This is a genomic window from Pseudomonas sp. GZD-222 (assembly GCF_049310525.1).
Classification (GTDB): Bacteria; Pseudomonadota; Gammaproteobacteria; order Pseudomonadales; family Pseudomonadaceae; genus Aquipseudomonas.
Window position 1 is genome coordinate 20157 of sequence record NZ_JBMOWO010000117.1, and the last position, 14372, is coordinate 34528.

A 14372-nucleotide genomic window follows, 5' to 3' on the forward strand; every position below is an offset into this window, starting at 1 on the left:
CGAACGCCCGTCGTTCGCCGCTTTAGCTGTAAATCCGTCTCGTCGTCCTTCGTCTTTCTGAGAACGCACAATTCCTCTGCCGACGGCGACGAGATCGATGATGAACCCAGAGCATTCCCTTCCCGAAGATGACCTGCTGGCCTTGCTCATGGCCGACGAGGCAGGTGCCCCGGACGCCATCGCAGCCAGCACCGACCATCAGCCGCAACCCTTGTCCTTCGCCCAGCAACGCCTGTGGTTTGTGCAGCAGTTCGCGCCACTCAGCTCTGCCTACAATCTGCCCCGCGCCCTGGTACTGGAAGGCGAGCTGGCGGCCGATGCGCTAGAGGCCGCGCTGCAGCAGGTGATCCAGCGCCACGACATTCTCAGGACGCGTTTCGAAGAGATCGACGGCCAGCCCCTGCAGGTGCTGGTGCCGCACGCACGTCTGGCGCTGCAACGTCAGGACCTTTCGGCGTTGAACGCAACTGAACGCGACGCCCAACTGCAGCAACAGCTGCAAGCCGAAGCAGGAAAACCATTCGACCTGACCTCTGCGCCGCTGATCCGCGCCAGCTTGATTCGCCTGGCCGACGACCGTCACGTGCTGCTACTGAACATGCACCATATCGTCTCCGACGCCTGGTCCAATCCGATCCTCATGCGCGACCTGGCCAGCACCTACCAGACCGCTTTGCAAGGCCACAGTCAGGCCCTGCCGCGCCCGGCCATCCAGTATGCCGACTACGCCCGCTGGCAGCGCCAGGACTACCCCGCCACGCCCCAGCACACCAAGGCCGCGCGCTATTGGCGCGAGTACCTTGGCGACGAAATCGTGCCGCTCGAGCTGCCACTGGACCAACCGCGCACCGAGGATCGCGTTGCGCTTGCCGGCACCTTTGCCGCGAGCCTGCCGGCACCGCTGGTAGCGCGCCTCAACAGTTTCTGCCAGGCCCACGGCCTGACCCCGTTCGTGGTCATGCTCGGCACCTGGCAACTGCTGCTGGGTCGTTACAGCAACCAGCACGACTTCACCGTCGGCGTACCCAACGCCAGCCGCAACCAGGCCCAGACCCAGGAACTGGTGGGCTACTTCGTCAGCAGTCAGATCTACCGCGCGCGGCTCGATGGCAGCCAGCCGGCGCTGAGCTTTTTGCACGCCCTGCGCGAGCAGTCGCTGGCGGCGCTGGAGCATGCCGACTACCCCGTCGAGCTGATTCTCGAAGACCTGAAATTACAGCGCAGCACCCAGGCTAACCCGCTGTTCCAGACGCTGTTCAACTGGCGTGTCGGCGGTGCTGAACAAGGACCGATGCGTTTCGCCAATCTGGCCCTGGACTTTCTGCCGCTGGGTCAGCAGGAAGCCAAATTCGACCTGTCCCTGGACATCGCCTACAGCCCGCGCAGCATCGACGCCAGCTTCGAATACGACAGCACCCTATTCGCGGCCACCAGCATCGAGCGCCTGGCCCGTCATTGGCAAAACCTGCTCGACGACCTGCTGGCACAACCACAGCGAGCCCTGGGCGAACTGGCCATGCTTGACGCTAATGAGCAGCAGGCGCTGCTTGCCTGTGGCAATCACACCCAGATATCCCGCCCCGACCTGCCCGCGGTGCACCTGCAAGTCGCCGCGCAAGCGGCCAGCACGCCCGAGCGCCTGGCCGTGGCCTGCGCCGGTCACAGCCTCAGCTACGCCGAGCTGGAGCGTCAGGCCAACCGCCTCGCCCATCGCCTGATCAAGTGTGGTGTCGGCCCCGATGTGTTTGTCGGCGTGGCCCTGGAGCGCAGCGTCGAGCTGGTGGTCAGCTTGCTGGCGATCCTCAAGGCCGGTGGTGCCTACCTGCCGCTCGACCCGAACTACCCGCCCGAGCGCCTCACCTACATGATGCAGGACAGCGGCATCGCCCTGGTCCTGCTGCAACCCGGTCAGGAGCACAGCTTTGCGCTGCCGGCCGGTGTCCAGGCCATGCAACTGTACGACCTGAACGCGGCCCTGCAGGACTATCCCGAGACCGCACCACAGGTGGCCGTCGACCCGGACCACCTGGCCTACATGATCTACACCTCCGGCTCCACCGGCCAGCCCAAGGGCGTCCAGGTGCGTCATGGCGCGCTGGCCAACCACATGGCGTGGATGCAGCAAGCCCTGAACCTGCAGGCCGAGGACCGGGTACTGCAGAAAACCGCGATCAGCTTCGACGCTTCGGTGTGGGAGTTCTGGCTGCCGCTGCAGAACGGCGCCCAGCTATTGCTGGCCAGCCCGGCCCTGAGCCAGGACCTGTCGCTGCTCTGGCAGGAGATCGCCGCCGAAGGTATCAGCGTGCTGCAGATGGCCCCGTCGCTGCTGCAGGCCCTGCTGAGCCAGGCCGACGCCGAACAACTGGCCAGCCTGCGCCTGGTCCTGCTCGGCGGCGAAGCCCTCGGTGCGGCACTGGTGGCGCAGTTGCAGTCGCTGTGGCGTGGGCGCATCGTCAACCTCTATGGCCCCACCGAAGCGACCATCGACACCTGCTACCAGACCATCACCGGCCCAACCGACAGCGCCATTGCCCCTATAGGCCTGCCGATCGACAACGTCCGCGTGCACGTACTCGACGCGCACATGCAACCCTGCCCGCAAGGTAGCGCCGGCGAACTGTACATCGGCGGCGCCGGCCTGGCCCGCGGCTACCACCAGCGCCCGGGGCTGACCGCCGAACGCTTCGTGCCCGATCCCTTCGCCGCCAACGGCGAACGCCTGTACCGCAGCGGCGATCTGGTCCGCCGCCGCGCCGACGGCAGCCTGGATTACCTGAGCCGCATCGATCACCAGGTCAAGATACGCGGCCTGCGTATCGAACTGGGCGAGATCGAGGCACGCCTGCTGCAACAACCCGCTGTCGCCGAGGCCACAGTCCTCGCCCAGCCGAGCGCCAATGGCGCACAGCTGGTGGCCTACCTCGCCGCCACCCAGGCACTGGACGACCACGCCGCTGCCAGCCTGCGCGAATCGCTGCGCCAGGCCCTGCTGCAATGCCTGCCGGACTACATGGTACCGACCCATTACCTGTTCCTCGACACCCTCCCGCTGACCCCCAACGGCAAACTCGACCGCCGCGCCCTGCCCGCCCTCGACAGCAGCCACGGCCTGCGCGCCTATCAGGCACCGCGCGATGCCCTGGAGCAGCACATCAGCACAATCTGGCAGGACGTGCTCAAGCTCGAACAGATCGGCGTCAACGACAACTTCTTCGAACTGGGCGGCGATTCGATCCTGTCCATCCAGGTGGTCAGCCGCGCCCGCCAGGCCGGTATCCGCTTCACCCCCAAGGACCTGTTCAAACACCAGACCATCCAGGGCCTGGCCCAGGTCGCGCAATGGGGCGAGAGTACGGTGCAGGTCGAGCAAGGTCCGGTGCATGGCGAGTCGCCCTTGCTGCCGATCCAGCAAGCCTTCTTTGCCAGCGCCATCGACCGGCGCCAGCAATGGAACCAGTCGGTGATGCTCAAGCCGGACAACGCCCTGCAGCCGGACACCCTGCGCCGCGCCCTGGCCGTACTGGTCGAGCACCACGACGCGCTGCGCCTGCGTTTTAATCAGGACGACAACGGCTGGCACGCCGTGCATGCGCCGCTGGCTGACGACGAGCCGTTGCTGTGGCAACGCACGGTGGCCGATCAACGGGCGATGGAGGCCGTCAGCAACGAGGCCCAGCGTAGCCTCGACCTGAGCCGCGGGCCGTTGCTGCGCGCGGTGCTGATGACGCTTGCCGACGGCAGCCAGCGCCTGTTGCTGGTAATCCACCACCTGGTGGTCGATGGCGTGTCCTGGCGCATCCTCTTCGAGGACCTGCAGCAGGTCTACCAGCAGCTGCATTCCGGCCAGACACCGAAGCTGATGGCCAAGACCAGCGCCTTCAAATCATGGGCCGAGCGTCTGGGCGAGCATGCCCGCAGCACTGCCGTCGAAGCCGAACTGCAGTACTGGCTGAACCAATTGCAGGGCGTGGACGGCGACTTGCCGGGCGCCAATACCGACGGCAGCCTGCTCGGTCGCCATGCTGCCACGGTTGGCGTGCAACTGAGCCAGGCCCATACCCGCCAGTTGCTGCAGAGCGCACCGGCAGCCTACCGGACACAGATCAACGACTTGCTGCTGACCGCCCTGGCGCGCGGCGTGCAGCGCTGGAGTGGCCAGCCTGAAGTGCTGGTGCAGCTGGAAAGTCACGGCCGTGAAGAGCTGTTCGACGACATCGATCTGACCCGCAGCGTCGGCTGGTTCACCAGCCTCTACCCGGTGCGCCTGACGCCGCAGACTGAGCTGGATAACTCGATCAAGACCATCAAAGAGCAACTGCGTGCAGTACCCGATAAAGGCATCGGCTATGGCGCCCTGCGCTACCTGGGCGATACGGCGATCCGTGAGCAACTGCAGGCCTTGGCCCAGCCACGCATCACCTTCAACTACCTGGGCCAGTTCGACGGCAGCTTCGATGGCGACAACGGCGCGCTGTTCGCCCCCAGCGGCGACCCGGTCGGCGAAGAGAAAAGCCCCGATACACCGTTGGGCAACTGGCTGACCCTCAACAGCCAGGTCTACGACAACCGCCTGAACATGGCCTGGACCTTCAGCCACGACATGTTCAGCGACACCCAGATCGAACAACTCGCGCAGTACTGCCGCGAAGAACTGGAGCAACTGATCGAGCATTGCAGCAGCGGCGAGCATCTGGGCCTGACGCCTTCGGACTTCCCTCTGGCCACGCTCACTCAGCAGCAGCTCGACACTCTGCCGATCCCGGTGCGCACTATCGACGATATCTTTCCGCTGTCACCGATGCAGGAAGGCCTGCTGGTGCATACCCTGCTGGAGCAGCACTCGGGCATCTACTTCATGCAAGAGTGCTACACCATTCGCGAAGCCATCGACTACGCCCTGTTCGACAGCGCCTGGCAGCAAGTGGTGCAGCGCTACGAGGCGATCCGCGCTTCGTTCCTGTGGAACACCGGTGGCGAGCTGCTGCAGGTGATCCACCGCGCACCGCAGGTCAAGGTCGAACTGCTCGACCTCAGCGACCTGTCGCTGGCGCAGGCCGAGCCGCGGATCATCGAGTTGCTGCGTGAAGAGCGCGAGGCCGGTTTCGACCTGGCCAAGGCGCCGCCGATCCGTTTCAAGCTGATCAAACTGGCCGACCAGACCCACCGCTTTGTCATGAGCAACCACCACATCCTGATCGATGCCTGGTGCCGCTCGCTGTTGATGGCGGACTTCTTCGAAATCTACCACTCGGCGCGCGAAGGTCGCCCAAGCCAGCTGGCAACGCCGTATCGCTTCCGCAACTTCATCGAGTGGCTGCAGCAGCAGGACCCGCTGGCCGCACAACGTTTCTGGCAGGCGCAGCTTGAAGGGCTGGAGCAAGCCACGCCATTGCCGACAGATCGCCCGCAAGTCAGCGGCGCGGCGCACTCGGTGATCGACGACAACTACACCTGGCTGAGCAGCGAGCAGAGCGCACGCTTGCTGGAAGCGGCCAACCAGCAACGCCTGACCGTCAACACCTTCGTTCAGGCCGCCTGGGCCCTGACCCTGCACCACCACAGCCGCTCGCGCGACATCGTTTTCGGCGTCACGGTTTCCGGGCGCCCGGCGCATATTCCGGAAATGCAGGACACAGTCGGGCTGTTCATCAACAGCGTACCGCTGCGGATCAAACTGCCGTCCCCGGACCTGCGCACGCGCACCCTGGACTGGCTGCACGGCATCCTCGAAACCAATGTCTCGCTGCGCGAATACGACTACCTGCCGCTGGTCAACATCCAGGCCTGCAGCGAGCTGCAAAAGGGCCAGCAGCTGTTCGATAGCCTGTTCGTGTTCGAGAACGCGCCGATGGCCACCTCGGTCGGCCTCGATGCGCAGGACATGGGGGTGATCTCCGAGTCGTCGCGTACCCACACCAACTACCCGATCACCGTGGTGGTCTACCCCGGCGAACAGCTCGGCCTGCATCTGTCCTACGACACCCGCTATTTCGACCGGGCAACCATGGACGCGCTGCTGGCGCAGTTCCAGCAACTGCTGGTGGCCCTGCCCGAGCAGTTGCAGGCACCGCTTGAGCAAGTCGCGCAAGTGGAAAGCGGCGAGCAGCGCGAGTGGATCCTGCAGCACAACCAGACCGAAATCGCCCATGCCCTGGACCGTTCGTTCATCGAGCTGTTCGAAGCGCAGGTCGACCAGCATGGTGAGCAGCCCGCCGCCAGTTGCCAAGAGCACGCCTGGAGCTACGCAGAGCTGGACCGCCACGCCAACCGCGTCGGCCATGCCCTGCTCGCCCACGGTGTGCGTCAGGACCAGCCGGTAGCCTTGCTGGCCGAGCGCAGTCTGGAACTGCTGGCAACCATCGTCGGTGCCTTCAAGGCCGGTGCCGGTTACCTGCCGCTGGACCCAAGCCACCCGGATGAGCGCATCGCCAACATCCTCGCCGCCAGCCGCACCCCGGCGCTGATCTGCAGCGCCCGCTACCTGGAGCGTGCCCGCGCGCTGCTGGCGGGCCTGGCGCAGCCGGTGCAACTGCTGGTCTGGGAAGACCTGCTGGCCGGCGACTACAGCGAAAACCGTCCGGGTATCTTCAGCGCGCCGAACAGCCTGGCCTACGTGATCTTCACCTCCGGCTCCACCGGCCTGCCCAAGGGCGTGATGGTCGAGCAAGCCGGCATGCTCAACAACCAGTTGAGCAAGGTGCCGTACCTGAACCTGGACAGCCACGACATCATTGCCCAGACCGCTTCGCAGTCGTTCGACATCTCGGTCTGGCAGTTCCTCACCGCGCTGCTGTGCGGCGCCCAGGTGCGCATCATTCCCGATGCAGTGTCCAAGCACCCGGCGCGCCTGCTGGAGGAAATCCAGCAGCAACGCGTGACCATCCTGGAAATTGTCCCGGCACTGATCCAGGCCCTGCTGGAAGAACAGCACAGCGCCCTGGCCGACCTGCGCTGGCTGCTGCCGACCGGCGAGGCGCTGCCGGCCGAAACCGCCGCAGCCTGGCTGCAGCGCTACCCGGGCATCCCGCTGGTAAACGCCTACGGTCCGGCCGAATGCTCCGATGACGTGGCCTTCTATCAGATCGATGAGGCCTCGACCCGGCGCACCTATATCCCCATCGGTTACCCGACCGACAACAACCGCCTGTACCTGCTCGACGACTACCTGTGCCCGGTACCTGAAGGCGCGGTTGGCGAGATCTGCATTGCCGGTGTCGGGGTCGGTCGTGGTTACTGCGCCGATCCGGGCAAGACCGTCAGCGTGTTCGTGCCCAACCCCTTCGCCCTGCAACCGGGCGAACGCCTGTACAAGACCGGCGACCTGGCCCGTCGGCGCAAGGAAGACGGCGCCCTGGAATACCTGGGCCGGGTCGACCAGCAGGTCAAGGTCAATGGTTTCCGTATCGAGCTGGGCGAAATCGAGGCGCAGATCAGCCAGTTCGCCGGAATCCGCGAGGCAGCGGTGCTGGTGGTCGAACATGCCCTGGGCAAACAGCTGGTGGCCTTCCTCACCCTCGAAGCCGAGGCGCGCGCCGACAGCGGCGGCCTCGACGACCTGCGTGCGTTCCTCAAGCGGCGCCTGCCGGTGTACATGAACCCGAGCCTGTACCAGGTGCTGGAGCAGATGCCGCGCAACGCCAACGGCAAGCTCGACCGCAAAGCCCTGGCACGCCTTGAAACCCACGGCCCGGAGCAGGTCTTCCGCGCGCCGCAAAGCGACCTGCAGCAGGCCGTGGCGACGATCTGGCAGACCGTGCTGAAGACCGCGCACGTGGGCCTCGACGACAACTTCTTCGCTCTGGGCGGCAACTCGTTGCTGGCCACTCAGGTCACCTCGCGCATCCACCTGGAACTGGCGATCGAGGCGCCGCTGGCGGCGCTGTTCGAAAGCGCCAGCCTCGAGGACTTCGCCCGGCGCCTTCCGGCCCCGGCGGCGCACACCACTGAAAACGAATTGACTGATCTGTTCGATCTGCTCGATGTGCTGGAGACTCAATGATGCAAAGCAAAGCCCTGTCCGACTTGATCGAACGCTTTATCAAGTTGCCAACAGCCCAGCGCACCACGCTCTACCAACAGATGGTCAGCAAGGGCGTGAACATCGCCCGCCTGCCGATCCCGGCGACCCGCGACGCCTTCGAACGGATTCCGCTGTCTTTCGCCCAGGAGCGCCAGTGGTTCTTGTGGGGCCTGGATCCCGACAGTAGCGCCTACAACCTGCCCACTGCCCTGCGCTTGCGCGGCGCGCTGGATGTCGCGGCGCTGCAGGCCAGTTTCGATGCCCTGGTGGCCCGTCATGAAAGCCTGCGTACGCGTTTCGTCGAGGAGCAGGGTCAACGCCTGCAACTGATCGATCCTGAAGGCTGCATCGCCATTGAACACCTGGCCCTGCCCGCCGGCGACTCGGAGGCGGATGAGCGTCTGCAGGCGTTTATTGCCGAACAGATCGCCCGGCCTTTCGACCTGCACAACGGCCCGCTGCTGCGGGTTCAGCTTCTACGCCTGGGTGCCGACGACCACGTGTTGCTGCTGGTCCAGCACCATATCGTCTCCGATGCCTGGTCGATGCAGGTGATGGTCCGCGAGCTGGTAGCCGGTTATAGCCAGCACAGTGCTGGCCAGTCCCGCACGCTGCCGGCCTTGCCGATCCAGTACGCTGACTACGCCCTGTGGCAACGCCACTGGATGGAAGCCGGAGGACGCGAGGAACAACTGGCCTACTGGACCGAACAGCTCGGTGACGAACACCCGGTGCTGCAACTGCCCGCCAGCCGCCCGCGCCCGCCGGTGCGCAGCGATCGCGGTGCGCTGCTTAAGGTCGAGCTGGATGCTCAATTGGCCCAGGCGCTCAAGGCCCTGGCCAAGCAGCAAGGGGTGACCCTGTTCATGCTTATGCTGGCCTCGTTCCAGGCCCTGCTGCACCGCTGCAGCGGCCAGGACGATATCCGTGTCGGCGTGCCGATTGCCAACCGCAACCGGGTGGAAACCGAAGGGCTGATCGGCTTCTTCGTCAACACCCAGGTGCTGCGTGCGCAACTGCACGGCGAGCTGCCCTTCAGCGAGTTTCTGCAGCAGGTCAAGCAACGCGCGCTCGGCGCCCAGGCTCATCAGGACCTGCCGTTCGAGCAACTGGTCGATGCCCTGCAGCCTGAACGCAGCATGAGCCACAATCCGTTGTTCCAGGTGGTCTACAACCACCTCAGCGCCGAGCCGGTGAATGCCGATGCGACACAGGGCCAGGTTCAGGGACTGGCGGTCGAGGCCATCGAGTGGGCCAACCAGACCGCGCAGTTCGACCTGGCGCTCAACACCTACGAATCCGCACAAGGCCTGTCGGCTTCGTTCATCTATGCCACCGACCTGTTCGACGAACAGGATGCGCGCCTGCTCGCCAGTCACTGGTTGAACCTGCTGCGCGCCATCGCCGAGAACCCGCGCCAGCGTCTGGGTGAGCTGACCCTGCTCAGCCAGGACCAGCAGCACGCCACCCTGGCCCAATGGAACCCGGCACCGCGCAGCTTTGCAGTCGAGCACTGCCTGCACCAGCTGATCGAGCAGCAGGCCGCCCTGCGCCCCGAGGCCATTGCCCTGAGCTTCGAAGGCCAGCACCTGAGCTACGACCAGCTCAACCGCCGCGCCAACCGCCTGGCCCATCACCTGATCGCCCAGGGCGTCGGCCCCGACCGTCTGGTGGGCCTGGCCTGCGAGCGCTCGTTCGACATGCTCGTCGGTATCCTCGCCATCCTCAAGGCCGGTGGCGCGTATGTGCCCCTCGACCCGCAGTACCCCGATGACCGCCTGGCCTACATGATCGACGACAGCCGCATCGCCCTGTTGCTCGGCCAGCCCGCCGTGCTCCAGCGCCTGCCGCTGCCTGCCGGACTGCCCACCTGCGCCCTCGACGCGGCCCCGGCAAACCAGCCCGAGCACAACCCCGACGTTGCCCTGCACCCCGACAACCTCGCCTACGTCATTTACACCTCCGGCTCCACCGGCCGGCCCAAAGGCACGCTGCTGCCGCACCGCAACGTGCTGCGCCTGTTCCACGCCACTGAAGACTGGTTCGGCTTCGACCACAGCGATGTCTGGAGCCTGTTCCACTCCTATGCCTTCGATTTCTCGGTGTGGGAGGTTTTCGGTGCCCTGCTCAAGGGCGGCCGCCTGCTCATCGTGCCGCAGGACACCACGCGCTCCCCGGAAGACTTCTACGCCCTGCTCTGCGACGAAGGCGTCACGGTGCTCAACCAGACGCCATCGGCGTTCCGCCAACTGATGCATGTGGCCTGCGCCGCGCAAAACACCGAACGCCACAACCGCCTGCGCCACGTGGTGTTCGGCGGCGAAGCCCTCGACGTCGGCAGCCTGGCGCCGTGGTTCCAGCGTTTCGGTGACCAGGCGCCACGCCTGATCAATATGTACGGGATCACCGAAACCACCGTGCACGTCACCTACCGGCCGCTGTCGCTGGCCGACCTTGAGCAGGCCACGGTAAGCCCCATCGGCGAGCCGATCCCGGACCTGTCCTGGTACCTGCTCGACGCCCAGCTCAACCCGGTGCCGCACAACTGCATCGGTGAACTCTACGTCGGCCGCGCGGGGCTCGCCCGTGGCTACCTGAACCGCGCCGACCTCAGCGCCACCCGTTTCATTCCCAACCCGTTCGACAACGATGGCAGCCGCCTGTACCGCACCGGCGATCTGGCACGCTTTGCTGCCGACGGGGTGATCGAGTACATCGGCCGCATCGACCACCAGGTGAAAATCCGCGGTTTCCGCATCGAGCTGGGTGAAATCGAGACCCGCCTGCAGGCCCTTGAAGGCATCCGCGATGCCGTGGTCCTGGCCCAGAACAGCCCCACCGGTGCGCAACTGGTGGCCTATGTGGTGCCCGCAGGCGCCCGTCCACAGATCGCCCAGCTCAAGGCGCGGCTCAAGGCCTCGCTGCCCGACTACATGGTCCCGGCCCATGTGCTGCTGCTCGACAGCCTGCCGCTGACCACCAACGGCAAGCTCGACCGCAAGGCCCTGCCCGCGCCGGATGCCAGCCAGGCGCAGAGCACCTATGTGGCACCGCGCAGTGCGCTGGAGCAACAGCTGGCCGCCATCTGGCAGGAAGTGCTGCACGTTGAGCAGGTAGGCCTGGCCGACAACTTTTTCGAACTCGGCGGCCATTCCTTGCTGGCGACCCAGGTCCGCTCACGCATCCGCCAGCAGCTGGGCATCGATGTCGCGCTGCGTACCCTGTTCGAGCACAACTCCCTCGAAGCCTTGAGCCTGGCCCTCGGGCACACCGCACTCAGCGAACAGCCTGCGCTGAGCCGAGTCGACCGCAGCCAGCCATTGCCCTTGTCCTATGCCCAGGAGCGCCAGTGGTTCCTCTGGCAATTACAGCCGCAGAGTGCGGCCTACCACATTCCGGCGGCGTTGAAGCTGCGCGGGCGACTTGATCGCACCGCCCTGGAAACCGCGTTCAATCGCGTGCTGGCCCGCCATGAAAGCCTGCGCACCACCTTCGTCGAAACCGATGGCCGTGCCCTGCAACACATCGCCGAGCCCCAGCCGCTAAGCCTGGTGGTGGAGTCACTGCTGGCCGACAGCGATCGAGATCAGCAGATCCGCGACTACGTGCTGACCCAGGTTCAGCGTCCCTTTGACTTGCGCGTGGGACCGCTGCTGCGGGTCAATCTGCTGCAGGTTGGTGAAGAGGAGCATGTGCTACTGCTGGTGCAGCACCACATCGTCTCCGATGCCTGGTCGATGCAGATCATGGTCGAAGAGCTGGTGCAGCACTACCGCGCCTGCAGCCAAGGCCAGGTGGCCGACCTGCCGACGCTGACGGTCCAGTACGCCGACTACGCCATCTGGCAACGGCAGTGGATGGAGGCAGGTGAGCGCGAGCGCCAGTTGGCATACTGGAAAACCCAACTGGCCGGCGCCAAAGGTGTACTCGAACTGCCTGCCGACCATCCTCGTCCGGCGACCCTGAGCGCCCGCGGCGGCCGGGTCGGCATGCAGCTGGATGACAGCCTGAGCCGCCAACTGCGGCAGCTGGCCCAGGCGCAGGATGTCACGCTGTTCATGTTGCTGCTGGCCTCGTTCCAGACCCTGCTGCACCGCTACAGCGGTCAGGATGACATCCGCATCGGCGTGCCGATCGCCAACCGCGACCGCCTGGAAACCGAGCGGCTGATCGGCTTCTTCGTCAACACTCAAGTGCTCAAGGCCGACATCACCCCACAAGGGTCCTTCCTCGATTTGCTGCAACAGGCCAAGGAAGCGGCGCTCGGTGCCCAGCAACACCAGGAGCTGCCCTTCGAGCAACTGGTCGAGGCGCTGCAACCGGAACGCAGCCTGAGCCACAACCCGCTGTTCCAGGCGATGTACAACCACCAGAGCGCCACCCGCCAGACCGCCTCCCTGGCCTTGCCGGGGCTGACGGTGGAAGCGCTGGAGTGGGATGCGGGCACTGCCCAGCTGGACCTGACCCTGGAGACCCAGGACTCGGGCCAGGCGCTGTCCGCCGCGCTGATCTACGCCAGCGACCTGTTCGAGCACAACAGCATCGAACGCATGGCCCGGCACTGGCTCAATCTGCTGCAAGGCATCGTCCGCAACCCGCAGGAAAAGATCGCCGAACTGCCACTGCTCGATGCCGAGGAGCAGGCGCAGAGCATCGAACAGTGGAACGCCACGGCCGCGCAGTATCCGCTGGACACTCCGGTGCACCAGCTGATCGAACAGCAAGTGCGCGCCACCCCGGACGCCCCGGCGCTATGCATGGGTGAAGAGCAGTTGAGCTACCGCGAACTGGACCAGCGCGCCAACCAGCTGGCCCACCAGTTGATCGCCCTGGGCGTCGGCCCCGAAGTGCTGGTCGGCATCGCCGTAGAGCGCAGCCTGGAGATGGTCATCGGCCTGCTGGCGATCCTCAAGGCCGGCGGCGCCTATGTGCCGCTGGACCCGGAATACCCCGAGGAACGCCTGGCCTACATGATCGAGGACAGCCGCATCGCCTTGCTGCTGACCCAGTCGCACCTGCGCTTGCCGTGCCCGCAAAGCCTGCCGAAGCTGAACCTGGATAGCCTGTCGCTGGAAGGCTTTTCGGTACAACCCCCTGCGGTCGAAGTCGCCCCCGAGCACCTGGCCTACGTCATCTACACCTCCGGCTCCACTGGCAAACCCAAGGGCGCTGGCAACCGCCACACAGCCCTCACCAACCGCCTGTGCTGGATGCAGCAGGCCTACGGCCTGGGCGCCGGCGACACGGTGCTGCAAAAAACGCCGTTCAGCTTCGACGTGTCGGTCTGGGAGTTCTTCTGGCCGCTGATGACCGGCGCCCGCCTGGCCATGGCCGGTCCCGGCGATCACCGTGATCCGCGGCGCCTGGTCGAGCTGATTCATGCCCACCAGGTCACCACCTTGCACTTCGTGCCGTCGATGCTGCAGATGTTCCTGCTCGACGAGCAGGTCGCCAGCTGCACCGGCCTGCGCCGCATCATCTGCAGCGGCGAGGCACTGCCGGTGGAGGCCCAGACCCAGGTGCTGGCCAAGCTGCCCGGCGCTGGCCTGCACAACCTCTATGGCCCGACCGAAGCGGCCATCGACGTCACCCACTGGACCTGCCGCGACGAAGGCCGCGACAGCGTGCCAATCGGCCAGCCGATCGCCAACCTGCAGACCTACGTGCTCGACGCCGAGCTGCAGCCGGTGCCGGTGGGTGTGGTCGGCGAGCTGTACCTGGGCGGCATCGGTTTAGCGCGCGGTTACCACCGTCGCCCGGCGCTGACCGCCGAGCGCTTCGTCACCAGCCCGTTCGGTGACGGCGAGCGCTTGTACCGCACCGGCGACCTGGCCAGCCAGCGCGCGGACGGGGTCATCGACTACCGTGGGCGCATCGACCATCAGGTGAAGATCCGTGGCCTGCGCATCGAGCTGGGCGAGATCGAAGCGCGGCTGATGGAGCAGGACAGCGTGCGCGAGGCCGTGGTCCTGGCCATCGACGGTGCCCTGGTGGCCTACGTGGTGCCCCGCGACTGGGCGCTGGACGCTCAGGAAGCCTTGCGCGAAACCATCCGCGAGCCGCTGCGCCAGGCATTGCCGGACTACATGGTGCCGGCGCAGTTGCTGTTCATCGAGCAGATGCCGTTGAGCCCGAACGGCAAGCTGGAGCGCAAGGCGCTGCCCAAGCCGGACGCCAGCCGCGTACAGAAAGCCTATGTGGCGCCACGCAATGCGCTGGAACAACAGATCGCGGTGATCTGGCAGGATGTGCTGAAGATCGAACGAGTCGGTCTGGCCGACAACTTCTTCGAACTCGGCGGTGATTCGATCATCTCCATCCAGGTGGTCAGCCGCGCCCGTCAGGCCGGCAT

Annotated in this window: 2 protein-coding genes; both read left to right on the top strand. The window is 65.7% G+C overall.

All coding sequences use genetic code 11. The features are described 5' to 3' along the window. The first annotated feature begins 100 nt into the window (after positions 1-100). Entirely contained in the window at positions 101-7999 is a 7899-nt protein-coding gene (locus ACO6VD_RS22595) for an amino acid adenylation domain-containing protein (RefSeq protein WP_422422229.1), read from the top strand. Further along, on the top strand, positions 7999-14372 hold a 6374-nt coding region (locus ACO6VD_RS22600; RefSeq protein WP_422422230.1), incomplete at its 3' end, for an amino acid adenylation domain-containing protein. The genes ACO6VD_RS22595 and ACO6VD_RS22600, both read left to right, overlap by 1 nt.

Bases quoted from the DNA above. Each gene is read 5' to 3' on its own strand.
- ACO6VD_RS22595 (WP_422422229.1), top strand. From the start codon at position 101: ATGAACCCAGAGCATTCCCTTCCCGAAGATGACCTGCTGGCCTTGCTC.